We start from the raw sequence: 18,380 nt of genomic DNA, 5'->3' as shown, positions 1-18,380 counted from the left end.
TACTACAAATAATCATTTTATTGATTTCCATCAGCAAGTATTGCCGCTTATTTCGGCACATTCCCTTTATTATTCTTTTTTATGTGCTTTTCTCAGTACATATTTTCGACAATGGTGACAGGTAAAACTATGTTAACGGCATTTGAGCTCCTGATTGGGGTTGTGGTCATTGTGGGCGTCGCCCGCTATATCATTAAGGGCTTTTCCGCCACGGGCGTTTTATTCGTCGGCGGGATTGTATTGCTGATCGCAAGCGCGCTGATGGGCCATAAAGTGTTACCCGCCAGCGAAGCAAGCACGGGTTATTCCGCAACGGATATCGTTGAATACATCAAAATCCTGCTGATGAGCCGCGGCGGCGACCTCGGCATGATGATCATGATGCTGTGTGGTTTTGCCGCCTACATGACGCATATTGGTGCCAACGACATGGTCGTAAAACTGGCCTCAAAACCACTGCGTTATATTAACTCACCCTATTTATTGATGATTGCCGCCTATTTCGTCGCCTGCCTGATGTCACTGGCCGTATCGTCTGCAACGGGCCTTGGCGTTTTGTTAATGGCGACGCTGTTCCCGGTGATGGTTAACGTCGGTATTAGCCGTGGTGCGGCTGCCGCGATCTGCGCCTCTCCGGCGGCGATTATTCTTTCTCCTACCTCCGGCGATGTTGTGCTGGCGGCAAAAGCGGCAGAGATGCCGTTGATTGATTTTGCTTTTAAAACGACGCTTCCTATCTCAATCGCCGCGATTATCGCAATGGCGATTGCCCACTTCTTCTGGCAGCGCTATCTCGATAAAAAAGAGAACGTGTCCCATGAAATGCTCGATGTGAATGAAATCACCACCACCGCACCGAGCTTTTACGCCATTCTGCCGTTCGCGCCAATCATTGGCGTGCTGATCTTTGACGGTAAATGGGGCCCACAGCTACACATTATTACCATTCTGGTTATCTGCATGCTGCTGGCGGCGGTGCTGGAATTCTGCCGCAGTTTCAACACGCAGAACGTCTTCTCCGGCCTGGAAGTGGCCTATCGCGGCATGGCGGACGCCTTCGCCGGCGTGGTGATGCTGTTAGTTGCGGCGGGCGTTTTTGCGCAGGGCCTGAGCACGATAGGCTTTATCGATAGCCTGATTTCCATCGCCACCTCGTTCGGCTCCGCGAGCATTATTCTGATGCTGGTGCTGGTGGTGCTGACCATGCTGGCGGCGATGACCACCGGTTCCGGTAATGCGCCGTTTTATGCGTTTGTGGAAATGATTCCTAAGCTGGCGCACACCTCCGGTATTAACCCGGCTTATCTTTCCATTCCAATGCTGCAGGCATCCAACCTTGGACGTACTATCTCCCCGGTTTCCGGCGTCGTGGTAGCCGTGGCCGGGATGGCAAAAATTTCGCCGTTCGAAGTGGTGAAACGCACCTCCGTTCCGGTACTGGTTGGCCTGGTCGTAGTAATCATCGCGACTGAGATTCTGGTGCCGGGTAGCGCGCTGTAAGTATTCGTGAAACGGATAAAAGGCGTCTAAGGACGCCTTTTTTATGCTTTAATAATTGCCTTGAATTATTAACTCCCCCGGATACGTACTATGTTCAGGAAGGATCTTCTGGCCGGATGCGTCGGCACCCTGCTGCTCGTCGCGCAATGCGCTAGCGCTGCCCCCCTCACTCCCACGCAATATGGCGATTTTGACCGCTATGTGCTGGCGCTGTCGTGGCAAACTGGTTTTTGTCAGAGCATGAACGACAGAAATCGCAAAGCGCCGCAGGAGTGCAAAATCCAGAAAGAGACGGCCAACAAAGCCGATCATCTCACCGTTCACGGCCTCTGGCCGGGGCTGCCAAAATCTATCGCCTCTCGCGGCGTTGATGAAGGTCGCTGGATGCGCTTTGGTTGCGCGACGCGCCCTATTCCGAATATGCCTGAAGCCAAAGGCAGCCGTAAATGTTCAGCCCCCGAAACCGGTTTATCGCTGGAAATGGCAAACAAGCTGAACGGCGTGATGCCCGGCAGCGGTGGAAAATCCTGCCTTGAGCGTTATGAATATGCCAAACATGGCGTCTGTTTTGGTTTCGATCCTGACGCGTATTTCGGCACCATGGTGCGCCTGAACAGCGAAGTCAAAGCCAGCGCGCTGGGACAATTTTTAGCCGCCAACTATGGAAAAAAAGTGAGCCGCAGCGACTTTGATGCCGCCGTCGCCAGCGCCTTTGGCAAAGAGAACGTCAAAGCGTTTAAACTGACCTGTAATGGCAACCCGAACTACCTTACCGAAATGCAAATTTCGCTAAAAGCCGGGAACATCAATGCACCACTTTCTGCTTCTTCGTTCCTGCCTCAGCCGCACCCGGGCAACTGCGGTAAACAGTTTGTGCTGGATAAAGTGGGATACTGACAATAATCGAGATAAATCGATAATTTTCAGTGATTGAATGTGCGTTGTATCACTTCAAACCTGATGATTGAATGCGTATGATGGTGTGAGATGAACCCTTGCCGCTGGCGGTGAGGGTTTTCTTTTGGATAGACGTTTCTGGAACGACATGGAGTAACTATGACCAGACCTGCCATCATCATTAATGAGTTCGATGCGGAGCGTATCGACAGACTGCTGGAACTGCCTGCTTACGCAAACTCTCCGGTGGCTGGCGCGCTGAACGACGAACTGGACCGCGCGCAAATGTGCCCGCCGGAACAGGTTCCACCTGATGTCGTGAGCATGAACAGCCAGGTGAGATTTCGCGATCTGACCAGCGGCGAAGAGCGCGTGCGAACTCTGGTATTTCCTACGCAAATGACAGACAGCAACACGCAGCTTTCCGTGCTGGCCCCGGTGGGCGCGGCGCTGATTGGCCTGCGCGTTGGTAGCACGATTCACTGGGAACTCCCCGGCGGCACGTCCACGCATCTCGAGGTGCTGGAACTGCTCTACCAGCCGGAAGCAGCCGGTGATTACCAACGCTAATTGCGATGAATTAAGAGGATGCCCCGGCATCCTCTTTCTGTTTCTGGCGGCGGTATCTGGTGAGATTGAAAAAACTTTACACCCTTCCACCCAGCGAACGATAAATTTGAGATATCAATGACAAACTAAAAAGCCATAATATGCTTTGATATCAAATACAGAGACAAGGAGGAATGCATATGTACAAGACAATCATTATGCCCGTTGACGTATTCGAGATGGAATTGAGTGATAAGGCTATCGCTCACGCTGAATTTCTGGCGCAGCAGGATGGGATCATTCATCTGCTCCACGTACTTCCCGGTTCGGCCAGCTACACCATGAGCCGTTTCGCGGCGGATGTGCGTCGCTTTGAAGAACATCTTCATCAGGAAGCGATCAACCGCTTAGAAACGATGAAAAGCCACTTCAGTATCGACCCCGAGCGCCTGAAACTGCACGTGCGCATCGGCAGCGTTCGCGACGTGGTGAACGAGCTTGCTGAAGAACTGAAAGCGGACGTGGTGGTTATCGGTTCCCGTAACCCGTCCATCTCCACGCACCTGCTGGGCTCGAATGCCTCCAGCGTTATTCGCCACGCCCATGTCCCGGTGATGGTAGTGAGATAAAAAAAAAGAGGCTACCTTTCGGTAGCCTCTTCAGCTTGCTGACAAAGTGCGCGTTGTTCTTGCCGGATGCGGCGTAAACGCCTTATCCGGCCTACAAAATCATGCAAATTCAATAAATTGCATAAACTATGTAGGCCTGATAAGCGCAGCGCCATCAGGCATTTCTACGTTTTTCTCAAGAGGCTACCTTTCGGTACCCTTTTTTCTTTTTGCAGGTGTCGTCTTACTTCTTTTTTTATGCCGTTTTCGTACGAATCAGATAATCAAAGGCGCTGAGTGACGCTTTCGCGCCTTCGCCTGCGGCGATGATAATCTGTTTGTACGGAACGGTGGTGCAGTCACCCGCGGCAAAGACGCCTTTGACGCTGGTTTCACATTTCGCATCGATGATGATTTCACCCATCCGGTTGCGCTCAATCGCGCCTTCCAGCCAGGTAGTATTTGGCAGCAGACCGATCTGAACGAAGATCCCCGCCAGTTCTACCTGATGCGTATCGCCGCTTACACGGTCACGGTATTCCAGGCCGGTCACTTTGCTGCCGTCGCCTTTTACTTCCGTGGTTTGCGCGTTCAGAATGATATCGACGTTTTTCAGGCTGCGAACTTTATCCTGCAGAACCTGATCCGCTTTCATTTCCGGGGCAAATTCCAGCAGAGTCACGTGTTCAACCACGCCCGCCAGGTCGATTGCCGCTTCCACACCGGAGTTACCGCCACCGATAACCGCGACGCGTTTGCCTTTAAACAGCGGGCCGTCGCAGTGCGGGCAATAGGTTACGCCTTTGGTGCGATACTGATCTTCACCCGGCACGTTCATGTTGCGCCATTTTGCACCGGTCGCGATGATGATGCTGCGCGCTTTCAGTACGGCGCCAGACGCAGTTTCAATCTGGTGTAAGCCGCCTTCCTGCGCCGCCGGAATCAGTTTCGAAGCACTCTGGCTATCAATCACGTCAACATCATACTCAGTGACGTGGGCTTTCAGTGCGCCAGCCAGTTTCTGACCTTCAGTTTTCGGTACGGAGATATAGTTTTCAATATCAACGGTATCGAGTACCTGACCGCCAAACCGTTCGCCCATCAGGCCGGTACGGATACCTTTACGTGCTGAATAGACAGCTGCGGCTGCACCGGATGGGCCGGAACCGACGATCAGCACGTCATAAGCATCACGGGTGCTCAATTCTTCCGCTGCGCGTTTTTCCGCACCGGTATCGATTTTGGCCACGATCTCCGTCAGCGTCATACGACCCTGACCAAATTCCTGACCATTCACGAACACTGCCGGAACGCCCATCACATTACGTTCGGTAATTTCGTTCTGATAGGTGCCGCCATCAATCGCCGTGTGCTTGATGCGCGGGTTCAGCACGCTCATCAGGTTCAGCGCCTGCACCACGTCCGGGCAGTTGTGGCAGGAGAGCGAGTAATAGGTTTCGAATTCAAAATCGCCGTCGATATTACGGATCTGCTCCAGCAGAGACTGTGCTTCTTTCGACGGATGACCGCCGGTCCACAGCAGCGCCAGTACCAGCGAGGTGAACTCATGCCCCAACGGGGAGCCGGCAAAACGCGGGCCCTGGTGGGAACCCGGGTTGGTAATCAGGAACGACGGTTTACGAACGGCCAGCGTGTTATCTTCTTTAAAGGTCACTTTATCTGACAGTTCAGCAATCTCAGCCAGCAGTTCCTTGATTTCTGCCGATTTGGCGCTGTCATCCAGCGTGGCAATCAGCTCAACAGGTTTGGTCAGCTTTTCAAGATAGGCTTTGAGCTGGGTTTTCATGTTGGTGTCGAGCATTGTTAATCTCCTGGGCTAAATACATCATCATGCAAGCTGCCTCATTCGGGCGGCCTGGATGCAACTTGCATCATAGTGCGTGAGGGGAAGAAAAACGGGTGCTATGCACCCGTTGGTTGCCGGGTGGCACTGCGTTTACCCGGCCTACATTTGTAGGCCCGTGCAAGCGTCGCGCCGCCGGGCAATAAAGACTTAGATTTTGCCGACCAGATCTAAGGACGGAGCCAGAGTTGCTTCGCCTTCTTTCCATTTAGCCGGGCAAACTTCGCCTGGGTGAGAAGCAACGTACTGTGCTGCTTTGATTTTACGCAGCAGGTCAGATGCGTCACGGCCAATGCCTTCAGCGGTAACTTCGATAGCCTGGATGATACCCTGCGGGTCAACTACGAAGGTCGCACGGTCAGCCAGACCTTCATCTTCACGCATGTTTTCGAAGTTACGGGTCAGGGCGCCAGTCGGGTCACCGATCATCGCGTATTTGATTTTCGCGATAGTTTCAGAGCTGCTGTGCCATGCTTTGTGGGTGAAGTGGGTGTCGGTAGAAACAGAGTACACGTCTACGCCCAGTTTCTGCAGTTCTTCGTAGTGGTCTGCTACGTCGCCCAGTTCAGTCGGGCAAACGAAGGTAAAGTCAGCCGGATAGAAGAAGAATACGCTCCAGCGACCTTCGGTATCTTTTTCGGTGACTTCGATGAATTCGCCGTTTTTGAATGCCTGGTTTTTGAAAGGTTTGATTTTAGTGTTGATTAAGGACATCTATACTTCCTCCGTGTTTTCGTTGAGTTGTAAGTTAACGAAATTTGGTTGATAGGGCCAATGCGTTTCCATTATCAAATCAATAAGCGTTACCTTACAACCGACTCAAGACAACATTGTGAACCTGAAAATGGGTAAGGCACAAAACGCCCCTTTCCCGTAAAAATCCGCGTAACGTAAAAAGGCCCCCTCTTCAGGCGGCCCCGTTACCTGAACACCCGTCGGTGGATTCAGCGCCAGCCAGGCTGGCTATATGTTGCGCTCTACATTACCTTAACAAAGGTTGTAACAGCCAGGGGATTACATCACCCTACCCTTTAAAGGGCAATCCACCCTCGGTTGGTCTTATCTATGGTTGTGATAGGCTACACCATTCCTTTCATCTTACGGACTGATTTTACAGAGATTTTCTATGCTAAAACGTTCTTTACTCCTTACTCTCCTCCCTTTGCTCGCCCATGCGGAAGAACTCCCTGCCCCGGTAAAAGCCATCGAAAAACAGGGTATTACCATCATAAAGCCGTTTGATGCGCCCGCAGGCATGAAAGGCTATCTCGGTAAATATCAGGATATGGGCGTGGCTATCTACGTGACACCAGACGGCAAACACGCCATTTCCGGCTATATGTATGATGAGAAAGGGCAAAATCTCAGCGAGCAGTTGTTCCAGAAAGAGATTTATACCCCGGCCGGGCAGGAAATGTGGAAGCGTATGGAAAAAAGCACGTGGTTACTGGACGGTAAAAAAGATGCGCCGATCATTCTGTATGTTTTCGCCGATCCCTTCTGCCCGTATTGCAAACAGTTCTGGCAACAGGCGCGCCCGTGGGTAGATTCAGGAAAAGTTCAACTTCGTACGCTGCTGGTTGGCGTCATCAAGCCTGAAAGCCCGGACACCGCCGCCGCAATCCTGGCGACGAAAGATCCCGCCAAAACCTGGCATGACTATGAGCAATCCGGTGGAAAACTGAAGCTCACGCTGCCCGCTACGCCCGCTGCCGATGCGATGCGCACGTTAAATGAAAACCAAAAACTGATGGATGACCTGGGCGCAAACGTCACCCCAGCCATTTACTATATGAATAAAGAAGGCCAGTTACAGCAGGTCGTCGGCCTGCCTGATGCCCAAAAATTGAAGGTCATGATGGGCGAAGAGTAATTAACGCAAGGTGATTGTATAAAAATAAAATATCAATCACCTTGTTTTCTAGGATCAGTAGTAAAACACTATTTTCTGATATATATTAAGTCAGGATGTAAGGTGCTTTTAGTTTTACGAAAACATGGAATGTTAATAATCTTCGCGGTACAGGAGCGCAATGGTGCCTTCACTGCAGCCTGCGCCGAAACAAGGACAACATAATGGCTAACCTCTATGATCTAAAGCGATTCGATCTTAACTTATTAGTTATTTTTGAATGCATTTATCAACATCTCAGCATCAGTAAAGCCGCCGAGACGCTGTTTATTACCCCGTCCGCCGTCAGCCAGTCATTACAGCGCTTGCGCATTCAGCTCAACGACCCATTGTTCGTGCGTTCCGGCAAAGGGATCACGCCGACTACGGTTGGCGTTAATCTGCATCATCACCTCGCGGATAACCTGAATCAGCTGGAAAAAACCATCAATATCATGAGCCATTCAGAGCTCACGAAACGCTTTGTCATTTATGGCCCGCAAATTTTCATCTCTGGCCCTATTATCAATATCGTGACACATTTGCTGGACGACCCCAGCATTGAAGTCGCCCATTACGATTACGTCGCAACATCCGATAACATAGAAGATTTAATGAGTTACAGAAAGGCAGATTTGGTTTTAAGCACCTCGCCTATCATTAACCGTTCGGTGGTCTGCGAACCTTTTAAAGAGGTGCCGACGGTTTTAGTCTGCCGCGAGGATCACCCTCGTTTGGGGGAACAGGCAACGCGGGAAGAGATTCTTCTTGAACGTTTCGCAACTTACACGACGGACGAACCCGGCATTAAAGGTTATCAGTCAGAAGTAGATGAACAGTACCAGGGAAGGCGCACAGGATTACGCACTAATTCACTTATTGGTATGGTCAACATTATTCAGAAAACCGATTTAATTGGCATCATTCCGCGTGAACTTTTCGATTATTTGGGTGAAAACAGTAAGCTCAAAGAGATTATCACGCCTGAACCATTACCTTCGATAATGATATATACTATCTATAATCGTTCGTCGATGAATACGCCATCATTTGCCAAAGTGATAGAAAAAATTGCGACAAACAATAAATCACTTTAATAAATTGATTGTGGGTATGTATTCTTATCCAGAATACATCCCCTGCAACAAATGTATCTTACGGTAACCATTAATTAAAATATTACCTTCGGCATCCTTGTCGTTATATGATAGTAAAAAATCATATTACCTATTTCGCAAGGATTGCCGACAATGTCGTTATCAAAGGTCCCATTATCCTGTACTGTGCTGGAAGCCAGCCAGCATCGCGCAGCCTGGGCCTTACAGAATTTTCCCCGTGTTTGCGTCTCATTCTCTGGCGGTAAAGATTCCACGGTCATGCTCCATATTACCGCGCTACTGGCGCGAGAAATGGGCAAGAAAATCAGCGTCCTCTTTATCGACTGGGAGGCGCAGTTTTCCAGTACCATCACCCATTGCGAACGCATGCGCGATCTCTATCAGGATGTTATCGAGAATTTCTATTGGGTGGCGATTCCCCTTACTACACAAAATGCCCTTACCCAGTTTGAACCCGAATGGCAATGCTGGGAACCCGGCGCACAATGGGTACGGCAGCCCCCAGAAGGCGCGATAACCGACCCGACAATATTTCCGTTTTATCATCAGGGCTGCACTTTCGAAAGCTTTGTGCAAAGCTTTGCGGAGTGGTTTTCACAGCAGCGCCCGGCAGCCATGCTGATTGGGATCCGCGCCGATGAATCCTATAACCGATTCCTGACCATTTCTTCACAACGCAAGCAACGTTTTGCCGATGACAAACCCTGGACAACTGCCGCACCCGGGGGCCATGCCTGGAATGTTTATCCTCTGTACGACTGGAAAACAGCGGATATCTGGACGTGGTTCGCGCGCACAAAGCACTGTTACAACCCGTTGTATAACCTGATGTATCAGGCAGGCGTACCACCCCGCAATATGCGCATTTGTGAACCCTTCGGGCCGGAACAGCGCCAGGGGCTGTGGCTCTATCATGTGCTGGAGCCGGAACGCTGGGCCGCTATGTGTCAGCGTGTGAGCGGCGTACACAGCGGCGGGGTATACGCCGGGCGCGACAATCAGTTTTACGGTCACCGAAAACTCGAAAAGCCCGCGCATCACACCTGGCGCAGCTACGCGATGTTTCTGCTGCAAAGCATGCCGCAAACCACCGCCGAACATTATCGCAATAAAATCGCGGTCTACCTGCACTGGTATCAAAAACAGGGCATGGAGGATATTCCGGACAGCCAGGAGGGCGATGTCGGCTCAAAAGATATCCCGTCCTGGCGACGTATCTGCAAGGTCATGTTAAACAACGACTACTGGTGTCGGGCGCTCTCTTTTAGCCCGACAAAGTCTATGCACTATCAGCGCTACCGCGAACGGATGCACCAAAAACGTCAACAATGGGGGATTCTGTGCAACAACGATTAATTAATGATATGACCACCTGGCTACAATCGCTTGATTTTGACGCCCGCGTAGAGGCGATCAATCACTTTCGCCAGGCGCTGCACGGTGTCAGCCCGTTTAACGATCAGCCTGTTGATTGTGTCGTTTGGGTCAAAGAGGAACAGATTACGCCAAACGCCTATAACCCGAATAACATGGCGCCGCCGGAAAAGCGGCTGCTGCAAAAATCGCTGGAGGCGGACGGTTTTACGCAACCGCTTGTCGTGATGAAAAAAAATGACCATCAATACGAAATAGTTGATGGATTTCATCGATTTGCGCTTGCCAGCAGCAAAGCGGGTTTAAAAAAGCAGTTTAAGGGCTACCTGCCGGTCACCAGTATCGACAGTCGCAGCACCACGCTACCTTCACGTATGGCAGCAACCGTGCGTCATAACCGCGCGCGTGGGCGGCATCAGATTAATGCCATGTCAGATATCGTGCTGGAACTGGCGCGTTTGGGCTGGAATGAAGAGAGAATCAGCAAAGAACTGGGGATGGACAGCGACGAAGTGCTGCGTCTGAAGCAAATTAACGGCCTGCTCGAAATGTTTGGCGATCGTAATTTCTCACAGGCCTGGACCGTTAAATAATCAGAGCTGGCGCAAGCGTTCTGCCGCCGCCAGCAGCGTCGATTCCTGCTTGGCAAAGCACAGGCGAATAAGTTTGTGCGGGAACGGATCGGCGCAAAAAACCGATAGCGGAATAGCAGCAACGCCCACTTCAGTGGTTAGCCACTGGCAGAAGCTCACATCGTCCATATCAGAGATAGCGCTGTAATCGGCCAGCAGGAAGTAGGTTCCTTCACAGGGCAGAATTTCCAGTCGACTTTCTCTCAATGCTTCAATAAACAGATCTCGTCGCTCACGGTAAAACGTGGGCAACTGGCGATAGTGCTCCGGCTGCGCGCGCAGCATATCCGCCAATGCCAGCTGCGCCGGGGTATTAACCGCAAAGGTCAAATACTGATGCACTTTACGCAATTCGGCGCTTATCGCCGCGGGTGCAATGCAGTAGCCAACCTTCCAGCCCGTCATATGATAGGTTTTACCAAACGAGGACACCGCGATAGCCCGTTCACGCAGTTGCGGATGCGCCAGCACGCTGGCGTGGCCCTGCGTATCAAAGCAGATATGTTCGTAAACTTCATCGCTCAGCACGTAGATTTCCCGCTCCGCAATCGCCTGCCAGAGTGCGGAAAAGTCAGCCGCATGCCAGACGGTGGCTGAAGGATTGTGCGGCGTATTAAGAATAACCAGACGCGTTTTATCGCTCAGCAATGCGTGAAACGCCGCCCAATCGACACGAAAATGTGGCGGCTGCAATGCAATGCGCTTGAGGACGCCACCCGACAGCTCCACCGCTGGCGCATAGCTGTCATAGCTCGGGTCAAAACAGATGACCTCATCGCCTGGGCGCACCAGGGCAGTAATTGCCGCATAAAGTGCTTCTGTCGCGCCCGCCGTCACGGTGATATCGCTATTGGCGTCTGGGGTGTAGCCATATAGCGAGCCGGTCTTTTCGGCAATGGCCTCACGCAGCGCCTGTACGCCGGTCATCGGCGCATACTGGTTCGCGCCTGCGGCAACGTGATACGCCAGTCGCTCCTGTAAATAACGCGGACCGTCAAAATCAGGGAAACCCTGCGACAAATTAATCGCCTGATGTTTAAGCGCCAGTGCACTCATTTGCGTGAAAATCGTGGTACCGAGATTGGGTAATTTACTCTGTGGGATCAGTGGGTTGTGCGTCATTATTGTTGTTCCATCTGTGATGCAGTGTTGAAGCCACTATAACACGATGTTAGTATTTGGCAATCAAGACGTTTAGACGTCTATAAAACAATAATACCCTGAGGCACAACATCTATGAATCAAACAGATATTCGCGTGGTCCCCGGCCCCGCTAACTACTTCTCGCACCCCGACAGCCTGCAACGTCTCAACGATTTTTTCAGCCCGGAGCAACTCTCCCGCGCAATATGGATTTACGGTGAAAAAGCCATTGCAGGCGCACGCCCTTATCTGCCGGAATGCGCCAGCGCGCCGGGCGCTACGCAGATTTTGTTCACCGGCCACTGTAGCGAACGGGATGTGAACGCACTGGTCGCACAGGCTGGCGATAACCATAGCGTTGTCATTGGCGTAGGCGGCGGCGCGTTGCTTGATACGGTGAAAGCCGTTGCACGCCGACTGAATTTACCGTTTGTCGCTATCCCAACTATCGCCGCGACTTGCGCCGCGTGGACGCCGCTTTCCGTGTGGTATAACGATGCCGGTCAGGCGCTGCATTTTGAAATTTTCGACGATGCAAACTTCCTGGTGCTGGTCGAGCCGCGCATTATCCTCAACGCGCCGGCGGAATATCTGCTGGCAGGCATTGGCGATACCTTAGCAAAATGGTACGAAGCCGTGGTTCTCGCCCCGCAACCGGAAACGCTGCCGCTGACAGTACGCCTGGGCATTAATGGCGCGCTGGCGATTCGGGATGTGCTTCTCGATAGCAGCGAGCAGGCGCTCATTGATCAGCAGCAAGGAAACGTAACACAGGCCTTTCGCGACGTAGTGGATGCCATCATCGCGGGCGGCGGTATGGTTGGCGGCCTGGGCGAGCGCTTCACCCGCGTTGCCGCAGCGCATGCGGTGCATAACGGCCTCACCGTACTGCCCCAGACGGAGAAGTTTCTCCACGGCACCAAAGTCGCTTACGGCATTCTGGTTCAAAGCGCCCTGCTCGGCCAGGACGATGTACTGGCGCAACTGATTCATGCCTACAAGCGCTTCCATTTACCCACTACGCTTGCGCAGCTTGAGGTGGATATTCACAACCGAGAAGAGCTGGATAAGGTCATCGCCCACACGCTGCGCCCGGTGGAATCCATTCATTTCCTGCCCGTCGAACTCACGCCAGACACGCTATTTGCGGCCTTTGAAAAAGTAGAAAACTTCGCCGGTTAATCCACTGCATGTGCAAGCTTCTGTCAGTTGACAGAGGCTTTTGCGAACCTGCGCGAAGCCTTGCCTTTTGCCCCTTCCCCCTCTCCCTAATCTTGCTTATCGTAGCGTTTATTAGAAAATTTTTATTTTCTAATAAACTTATATTTTACTTATTAAAAACGTAAGCGTACAGTGGAGGTACAGGATGATTATTACCTGGTCAAGAGTGGCAAGGCGGCAGTTAGACAGCATTGATGTGAGATATCGGCTAAAGGTCACTGAGAAGATAATGGCGTTAAATGACCGAAACGCACCGATGCCCGATCTCGTTAAGCTTTCTACACCAAAGGACCACTATCGCCTGCGCGTGGGCGACTATCGCATTGTTTTTACGGTGATAGACGACGAAAACACCTGCTACATTGTGGCCGTGAAGCGCAGAACTACGACGACATATCTGCACGAGGAGAAGGCACCCTATGGCTATTCAGCTAATTAAGGATGAAAACGGGAAACCGCAGTACGTTGTGATCCCTTACGACGAATATTATCGCCTGCGTTTGCAACTGGCTGAGTCCACAAGCGACGATGACGATGAATGGGAAGATATCCCCTGCGAACATGATGACGATGACAACACCAGTCTGCCCGGAATCGTGTGCGACATCATGGATAAAGAAGGCGTAAGCTTACAGGCGGCCTGGCGCATACATTGCGGCTTATCACAAAAGGACGTGGCGGAGAAACTGGGTATTAGCCAGTCTGCCGTATCACAACTCGAATCTCCTGAATCCCGCCCGCAAAAACGCACGCGTGAGAAACTGGCGGCAATTTACGGCTGTAAACAGGAACAAATCAGCCTGTATCTGCCAAAAGAGGGTTAACAGCAGCGCGCGCCACCTTTTCCGCCGTAGCGAGCATCCTGACGATCGCGGAAAAACTCTTCATAGGTCATTGGCGTCTGGTCAGGGTGTGTAACACGCATATGCTCGACATAGTTGTCGTAATCCGGCACGCCAATCATCATTTTTGCGGCCTGGCCTAAATATTTTCCTGCTTTTGATAATGTGTCGAACATGGTGAATTCTCGTTGAGTTGGTGCGTTTTGTTCCCCTCACCCCGCCCTCTCCCACAGGGAGAGGGCGAAAACCGACGCAAATGTCACAATGAGCTCGGTCGGTCCCCTCTCCCTGAGGGGGAGGGTTAGGGTGAGGGCATCTATCAATGCGCCCCTTTCGCCTGGGTCACAATCTCTTCCAGGTTTTCCGGCATTGGCTCATAAGGCGTTTCTTTCGCCGTCGGTTTGTCCTCTTTCAGAGCCGCCAGTGCGGTCTTAATCGAGAACAGCGCCAGCACCACAACCACTACCATAAAGAAGATGGTCAGGCCAGCATCCAGACGGTTGTTAAACACCAGTTGAGCCAACTGGGATTCCGTGTACTGCGGCGGAATCGCCCCGCTGTCGATCATCGCCTGGAATTTATTGGCGATAGCCAGGAAGCCCACACGCACGTCCGGGCTGAACGCTTTCTGCCAGCCAGCCGTCAGCGTACATACCAGCAGCCAGGCCGTTGGCACCAGTGCCACCCACGCATAGCGTTGGCGTTTCATCTTAAACAGTACCACCGCGCACAGCATCAGCGCCATACCTGCCAGCATCTGGTTAGCGATACCAAACAGCGGCCACAGGGTGTTAATCCCGCCTAACGGGTCAACCACGCCCTGGTGGAGGAAGTAGCCCCACGCCAGCACGCAAAGCGCCGTCGCCAGCAGGTTTGCGGGCAGCGAGTCCGTCCTCTTCAGGTTCGGGTTAATGACGCCCAGCAGATCCTGCAACATAAAGCGCGCCGCACGGGTACCGGCGTCCACCGCCGTCAGGATAAACAGCGCTTCAAACAAAATAGCGAAGTGATACCAGAATGACACATCCATCAGGCCGCCAAGCGCGCCGTGCAGAATGTACGCCATGCCGACTGCCAGCGTCGGCGCACCGCCCGCACGCGAGATAATCGACTGCTCACCCACTTCATTGGCAATATGGTTCAGGGTTTCCGGCGTCACCGTAAAGCCCCAGCTACTCACCACCTGTGCAGCAGAAGCCACCACATCGACAGTGCCTGCCGGCGCCAGCATCGCCATCGGGCTATTCATCGCAAAATAGACACCCGGGTCGATGATACAGGCAGAAACCAGCGCCATAATCGCGACGAAGGATTCCATCAACATCCCGCCATAGCCAATCAGGCACGCCTGGCCTTCATTCGCCAGCATCTTCGGCGTGGTGCCTGAAGCAATCAGCGCATGGAAGCCCGACACCGCGCCACAGGCGATGGTGATAAACAGGAATGGGAACAGGTTGCCGGTCCACACCGGGCCGGTGCCATCGACAAACTTGGTCAGTGCAGGCATGGTCAGCGTCGGGCGCATAATCAGAATGCCAACAGTCAGCCCAACAATGGTACCGATTTTCAGGAAGGTAGAAAGGTAATCACGCGGCGCCAGCAGCAACCACACCGGCAATACCGCCGCCACGAAACCATAGCCCACCAGCATCCAGGTCAACTGGACACCTGTGAAATCAAACCACGGTGCCCAGGTTTCACTTTCTGCCACCCAACCGCCAGAAATAATGGCAAATATCAGGAAGAACAGGCCAATGACGGAGACTTCGCCAATGCGCCCCGGGCGCAGATAGCGAATGTAGATCCCCATAAACAGCGCCAGCGGAATGGTAAACGCTACGGTGTAGGTTCCCCATGGGCTGTGTGTCAGGGCTTTCACCACGATCATCGCCAGTACCGCCAGAATAATCACCATGATCATAAAGGTGGCAATCAACGCGATAACCCCGGCGGTTGGCCCCATCTCCTCCTTCACCAGTTCACCCAGTGAACGACCATCGCGGCGCGTGGAGACAAAAAGCACCATAAAATCCTGCACCGCACCGGCAAGCACCACGCCCGCGAGGATCCAGATCATCCCGGGCAGATACCCCATCTGCGCCGCCAGCACCGGGCCCACCAGCGGCCCCGCCCCGGCAATCGCCGCAAAATGGTGACCGAACAGCACTTTCTTGTCGGTCGGTACATAATCCAGCCCATCGTTATGACGCACGGCAGGCGTCATACGCGTTGGGTCAACCGCCAGCACATTTTTGGCGATATAGCGGCCATAAAAACGATAAGCAATCAGATAGATACAAACTGACGCCACCACTATCCAAAGGGCGTTAATCTGTTCACCACGATTGAGGGCTATGTAGCCCAGGGCAAACGCTCCGACAATGGAGAGCAATGCCCATGTGAGGTATTTCCCTGAATTGTTCATAGATGTTGTCCGTGTGAGTCGCTGAGAATGTTACATTTTATTTCTGTATAAACAGGTTTGATTTAACAACTCAGAAACCAATAAGTACAACAAGAACACTACGTATTTACATCACATTGTTAACGGGATCACTTTAGTGGCGAAAAGAAGTGTAAAAACAAGCAGGATGAGTGAAGTCTGTCGCGGGTTTGCCGGGTGGCGCTTTCGCTTTCCCGGCCTACGAATTTCCACAAACCGTAGGCCCGATAAGCGCAGCGCCATCGGGCAATTCAGTGCTAATCTAGCCGATCACCGCCGTCCCCAAACGGCAGGTGCAGCAGCGTCGTCCTTGTTCATCGAACACGACGATTTCCCAGCTTTGGCTTTGCCGACCTAAATGCAGCGGGCGGCAGACACCGCGCACTTTACCCTGTGAGACCGGGCGGTGATGTGAGGCGTTAAGTTCTGTTCCTACCACACACTGACCGTCGCGAGTCATCATAAAACCTGCCATCGACCCCAGCGTTTCAGCCAGCGCCGCCGAGGCGCCACCGTGCAGCAGGCCAAACGGCTGATGAGTGCGCGCATCCACCGGCATTTCCGCTTCGAGAATGTCATCCCCGAGATGGGTGTAAACAATCCCCAGATGCGCCACCATCGTATTCAGGCTGGTAGCGTTGAGTTCTTCGAGCGATAAATGACGTTTCCAGATCATCTCAGGCCCCCAGCGTCGAGCCGCCGTCAACCACGATGTCCTGCAACGTGATATGGCTGGCGTAATCAGAGGCGAGGAACAGCACTGTGTTAGCAATTTCCTGCGGTTGTGCGATTTTCCCCAGCGGAATGCCGAGTTTAAATTGTTCGCCGAAGCCGCGAATACGCTGCTGTTCGGCATCGTCGCTTTGCCACATTCCGCGCTGCATATCGGTATCCGTCGATCCCGGCGAGACCAGATTACAGCGCACGCCGGAACCCGCCAGTTCGAGGCCCACCGTGAGCGCCAGGCTTTTCAGCGCCGCTTTCGACGCGCCGTAGGCGCTCATGCCGATACGCGGCGTATGCGCGGCGTCGGATGCCACGGTAACAATCGCCCCACCCTGCTGCTGGCGGAACGTCGCCATGGTCTGCTGAAAGAGGTTGAATGCGCCGCCGACGTTGACCGCAAAAGTCTGCTGCCAGTCGTCAATGCTCAATGCATCTGTCGCCCCCATGCGCAGAATACCGGCCGCATTTACCAGCACGTCAAGACGCGGCGTGGTCGCGAGCAGGCGCTCACACACCTCTGCCACCTGACGCGCATCAGAAACATCCAGCGCCTGCGTGGTAAAAGGATACACCTCGTCGGCAAAAGCGAGATCAAACCCCACCACCGTTGCGCCAGCCTCGACAAACGCCTGCGCAGTAGCAAAACCAATGCCTCTGCCCGCGCCGGTGACCCACACCGTTTTGCCGTTGAAATCGAAGCCGCTCATCACTTCACCTCGCGGGAAAGCAGCGCCCACCAGGCATCAATCGTCGGGTTTTTCGCCAGCATCACAAAATCGATATCGCCGTACACCTTACGCCAGCGCGCCGCCAGCGCCATCATGCGCACGGAATCCAGGCCGTAGTCGATCAGGTTCTCATCATCCATCGGCTCGTCGGATTCATCCAGCAGCGGCAGCACCAGCGTTCGCAGTGCGGATTTGCTGGCTGGAATGGAAGGGAGCAGTTCATCCGTCATTACCACGCGACCACTGCGCCCGGCGACATAGTTCAGCGACATCAAATGCTCTTCACGGCTGAAGTCCGCCAGCGCGTCAGCGACAAAGAACGGCTTGATATCACGCATGAACGCGTCGGTCGCGGTGGTCATGCAGCCAATGTGCGCATACACGCCGGTAATGATCAGTTGATTGCGGCCCGTCTCTTTCAGCATCAGCTCCAGCGGCGAGCGGTGGAACGCGCTGTAGCGCCACTTTACCAGCACCGTATCCGCTTCGTCTGGCGCCAGCGCGGCAACAATTTTTTGCTGCTCAGGCGAACGGGTCAGGCCAGGCCCCCACATATCATTCAGCAGGGCGCGATCTTCATCGCTCTGCTCTTTCGGCTGGGCGGTGTAGTAGACCGGAATATTATTCTTTTTACAGAAATCACGCAGCGCAGCGATATTCGCTACCACGGTTTCCATCATTTCGCTGTTATCGCCCCAGAAGTTGAGGAAATATTCCTGCATATCATGGATAAGCAGCGCCGCGCGCTCAGGCTCAAACGCCCAGCTCACTTTGTTATCCGGAAGCTCCATTGCCGTCGGCAGTGGGTAACCCTTTAATTTTGGAATAGCCATTCTGTTCTCTC

The 18,380-nt window shown here is 52.9% G+C and carries 19 protein-coding genes; 11 read left to right on the top strand and 8 right to left on the bottom strand.

Features of this window, described 5'->3' with window-relative positions:
- Positions 1–129: 129 nt before the first annotated feature.
- The 4 genes from dcuC to uspG all read left to right on the top strand — a co-directional run bounded on the left by dcuC (position 130) and on the right by uspG (position 3,575).
- Entirely contained in the window at positions 130–1,500 is a 1,371-nt protein-coding gene (dcuC, locus tag NMC31_RS00440; protein ID WP_015965399.1) for an anaerobic C4-dicarboxylate transporter DcuC, read from the top strand.
- Between the two features lie 90 nt (positions 1,501–1,590).
- Positions 1,591–2,397, top strand: coding sequence for a ribonuclease I (gene rna / locus NMC31_RS00435; protein ID WP_149464361.1), 807 nt, complete (start codon positions 1,591–1,593; stop codon positions 2,395–2,397).
- 159 nt (positions 2,398–2,556) lie between these two features.
- The gene (gene rnk / locus NMC31_RS00430) at positions 2,557–2,967 is read left to right on the top strand and encodes a nucleoside diphosphate kinase regulator (RefSeq protein ID WP_149464360.1); all 411 of its coding nucleotides are present in this window, start codon (positions 2,557–2,559) and stop codon (positions 2,965–2,967) included.
- A 179-nt stretch (positions 2,968–3,146) separates the two neighbouring features.
- Positions 3,147–3,575 (top strand): universal stress protein UspG, encoded by a 429-nt coding sequence (gene uspG / locus NMC31_RS00425; RefSeq protein ID WP_015965402.1) that lies wholly within the window; start codon positions 3,147–3,149, stop codon positions 3,573–3,575.
- 235 nt (positions 3,576–3,810) lie between these two features.
- Here the strand turns inward: uspG and ahpF are convergent, their stop codons facing one another.
- The gene (ahpF, locus tag NMC31_RS00420) at positions 3,811–5,376 is read right to left on the bottom strand and encodes an alkyl hydroperoxide reductase subunit F (RefSeq protein ID WP_253896610.1); all 1,566 of its coding nucleotides are present in this window, start codon (positions 5,374–5,376) and stop codon (positions 3,811–3,813) included.
- Between the two features lie 192 nt (positions 5,377–5,568).
- Complete coding sequence (gene ahpC, locus NMC31_RS00415; RefSeq protein WP_015965404.1) at positions 5,569–6,132, bottom strand: alkyl hydroperoxide reductase subunit C; 564 nt, start codon at positions 6,130–6,132, stop codon at positions 5,569–5,571.
- 412 nt (positions 6,133–6,544) lie between these two features.
- Between ahpC and dsbG the strand changes: the two genes are divergently transcribed.
- The 4 genes from dsbG to NMC31_RS00395 all read left to right on the top strand — a co-directional run bounded on the left by dsbG (position 6,545) and on the right by NMC31_RS00395 (position 10,394).
- Complete coding sequence (dsbG, locus tag NMC31_RS00410) at positions 6,545–7,291, top strand: thiol:disulfide interchange protein DsbG (protein ID WP_253896609.1); 747 nt, start codon at positions 6,545–6,547, stop codon at positions 7,289–7,291.
- A gap of 203 nt (positions 7,292–7,494) precedes the next feature.
- Positions 7,495–8,406: a DNA-binding transcriptional repressor CitR gene (citR, locus tag NMC31_RS00405; RefSeq protein ID WP_253896608.1), complete on the top strand. Its 912-nt coding sequence runs from the start codon at positions 7,495–7,497 to the stop codon at positions 8,404–8,406.
- Between the two features lie 153 nt (positions 8,407–8,559).
- Positions 8,560–9,783 carry a phosphoadenosine phosphosulfate reductase gene (locus NMC31_RS00400; RefSeq protein ID WP_253896607.1) on the top strand — a complete coding sequence of 408 codons (1,224 nt, stop codon included), beginning with the start codon at positions 8,560–8,562 and terminating at the stop codon, positions 9,781–9,783.
- Positions 9,768–10,394 (top strand): IbrB-like domain-containing protein, encoded by a 627-nt coding sequence (locus NMC31_RS00395; protein WP_253896606.1) that lies wholly within the window; start codon positions 9,768–9,770, stop codon positions 10,392–10,394. The genes NMC31_RS00400 and NMC31_RS00395 overlap by 16 nt, the downstream gene beginning before the upstream one ends.
- Here the strand turns inward: NMC31_RS00395 and NMC31_RS00390 are convergent, their stop codons facing one another.
- Positions 10,395–11,555 carry a pyridoxal phosphate-dependent aminotransferase gene (locus NMC31_RS00390; protein WP_253896605.1) on the bottom strand — a complete coding sequence of 387 codons (1,161 nt, stop codon included), beginning with the start codon at positions 11,553–11,555 and terminating at the stop codon, positions 10,395–10,397. It abuts the gene before it with no gap.
- A gap of 114 nt (positions 11,556–11,669) precedes the next feature.
- Here NMC31_RS00390 and NMC31_RS00385 point away from each other — a divergent pair, with 114 nt between their 5' ends.
- The 3 genes from NMC31_RS00385 to NMC31_RS00375 all read left to right on the top strand — a co-directional run bounded on the left by NMC31_RS00385 (position 11,670) and on the right by NMC31_RS00375 (position 13,621).
- Positions 11,670–12,758, top strand: a complete 1,089-nt coding sequence (locus NMC31_RS00385; protein ID WP_253896604.1) for an oxidoreductase — start codon at positions 11,670–11,672, stop codon at positions 12,756–12,758.
- 184 nt (positions 12,759–12,942) lie between these two features.
- The gene (locus NMC31_RS00380; RefSeq protein WP_253896603.1) at positions 12,943–13,236 is read left to right on the top strand and encodes a type II toxin-antitoxin system RelE family toxin; all 294 of its coding nucleotides are present in this window, start codon (positions 12,943–12,945) and stop codon (positions 13,234–13,236) included.
- Complete coding sequence (locus NMC31_RS00375; protein WP_253896602.1) at positions 13,217–13,621, top strand: helix-turn-helix domain-containing protein; 405 nt, start codon at positions 13,217–13,219, stop codon at positions 13,619–13,621. The genes NMC31_RS00380 and NMC31_RS00375 overlap by 20 nt, the downstream gene beginning before the upstream one ends.
- Here NMC31_RS00375 and NMC31_RS00370 read toward each other — a convergent pair.
- From NMC31_RS00370 to NMC31_RS00350, 5 genes are all read right to left on the bottom strand, one after another.
- Positions 13,618–13,815, bottom strand: coding sequence for a YbdD/YjiX family protein (locus NMC31_RS00370; RefSeq protein ID WP_015965413.1), 198 nt, complete (start codon positions 13,813–13,815; stop codon positions 13,618–13,620). The two genes, NMC31_RS00375 and NMC31_RS00370, sit on opposite strands and share 4 nt — an antisense overlap.
- A 143-nt stretch (positions 13,816–13,958) precedes the next feature.
- Positions 13,959–16,064 (bottom strand): pyruvate/proton symporter CstA, encoded by a 2,106-nt coding sequence (gene cstA, locus NMC31_RS00365; protein WP_253896601.1) that lies wholly within the window; start codon positions 16,062–16,064, stop codon positions 13,959–13,961.
- Between the two features lie 280 nt (positions 16,065–16,344).
- Positions 16,345–16,758: a proofreading thioesterase EntH gene (entH, locus tag NMC31_RS00360; RefSeq protein WP_015965415.1), complete on the bottom strand. Its 414-nt coding sequence runs from the start codon at positions 16,756–16,758 to the stop codon at positions 16,345–16,347.
- Position 16,759: 1 nt separating this feature from the next.
- Positions 16,760–17,515, bottom strand: coding sequence for a 2,3-dihydro-2,3-dihydroxybenzoate dehydrogenase EntA (gene entA / locus NMC31_RS00355; protein WP_253896600.1), 756 nt, complete (start codon positions 17,513–17,515; stop codon positions 16,760–16,762).
- On the bottom strand, positions 17,515–18,369 hold the full coding sequence (locus tag NMC31_RS00350) for an isochorismatase (RefSeq protein ID WP_253896599.1): 855 nt from the start codon (positions 18,367–18,369) through the stop codon (positions 17,515–17,517). Before NMC31_RS00350 ends, entA begins: the two co-directional genes overlap by 1 nt.
- Positions 18,370–18,380: the final 11 nt, after the last annotated feature.

Source organism: Pseudocitrobacter vendiensis, from assembly GCF_943590815.1.
GTDB lineage: Bacteria > Pseudomonadota > Gammaproteobacteria > Enterobacterales > Enterobacteriaceae > Pseudocitrobacter > Pseudocitrobacter vendiensis.
This window is presented reverse-complemented; position numbering and strand designations above follow the sequence as displayed.

Excerpts from the sequence above, each read along its gene's own strand:
- NMC31_RS00375 (WP_253896602.1), top strand. The coding sequence starts at position 13,217 with ATGGCTATTCAGCTAATTAAGGATGAAAACGGGAAACCGCAGTACGTT.
- NMC31_RS00350 (WP_253896599.1), bottom strand. The coding sequence starts at position 18,369 with ATGGCTATTCCAAAATTAAAGGGTTACCCACTGCCGACGGCAATGGAG.
- rnk (WP_149464360.1), top strand. The coding sequence starts at position 2,557 with ATGACCAGACCTGCCATCATCATTAATGAGTTCGATGCGGAGCGTATC.
- entH (WP_015965415.1), bottom strand. The coding sequence starts at position 16,758 with ATGATCTGGAAACGTCATTTATCGCTCGAAGAACTCAACGCTACCAGC.
- NMC31_RS00370 (WP_015965413.1), bottom strand. The coding sequence starts at position 13,815 with ATGTTCGACACATTATCAAAAGCAGGAAAATATTTAGGCCAGGCCGCA.
- dcuC (WP_015965399.1), top strand. The coding sequence starts at position 130 with ATGTTAACGGCATTTGAGCTCCTGATTGGGGTTGTGGTCATTGTGGGC.
- uspG (WP_015965402.1), top strand. The coding sequence starts at position 3,147 with ATGTACAAGACAATCATTATGCCCGTTGACGTATTCGAGATGGAATTG.
- NMC31_RS00400 (WP_253896607.1), top strand. The coding sequence starts at position 8,560 with ATGTCGTTATCAAAGGTCCCATTATCCTGTACTGTGCTGGAAGCCAGC.
- NMC31_RS00385 (WP_253896604.1), top strand. The coding sequence starts at position 11,670 with ATGAATCAAACAGATATTCGCGTGGTCCCCGGCCCCGCTAACTACTTC.
- NMC31_RS00380 (WP_253896603.1), top strand. The coding sequence starts at position 12,943 with ATGATTATTACCTGGTCAAGAGTGGCAAGGCGGCAGTTAGACAGCATT.
- ahpC (WP_015965404.1), bottom strand. The coding sequence starts at position 6,132 with ATGTCCTTAATCAACACTAAAATCAAACCTTTCAAAAACCAGGCATTC.
- NMC31_RS00390 (WP_253896605.1), bottom strand. The coding sequence starts at position 11,555 with ATGACGCACAACCCACTGATCCCACAGAGTAAATTACCCAATCTCGGT.
- dsbG (WP_253896609.1), top strand. The coding sequence starts at position 6,545 with ATGCTAAAACGTTCTTTACTCCTTACTCTCCTCCCTTTGCTCGCCCAT.
- cstA (WP_253896601.1), bottom strand. The coding sequence starts at position 16,064 with ATGAACAATTCAGGGAAATACCTCACATGGGCATTGCTCTCCATTGTC.
- ahpF (WP_253896610.1), bottom strand. The coding sequence starts at position 5,376 with ATGCTCGACACCAACATGAAAACCCAGCTCAAAGCCTATCTTGAAAAG.
- entA (WP_253896600.1), bottom strand. The coding sequence starts at position 17,515 with ATGAGCGGCTTCGATTTCAACGGCAAAACGGTGTGGGTCACCGGCGCG.
- rna (WP_149464361.1), top strand. The coding sequence starts at position 1,591 with ATGTTCAGGAAGGATCTTCTGGCCGGATGCGTCGGCACCCTGCTGCTC.
- citR (WP_253896608.1), top strand. The coding sequence starts at position 7,495 with ATGGCTAACCTCTATGATCTAAAGCGATTCGATCTTAACTTATTAGTT.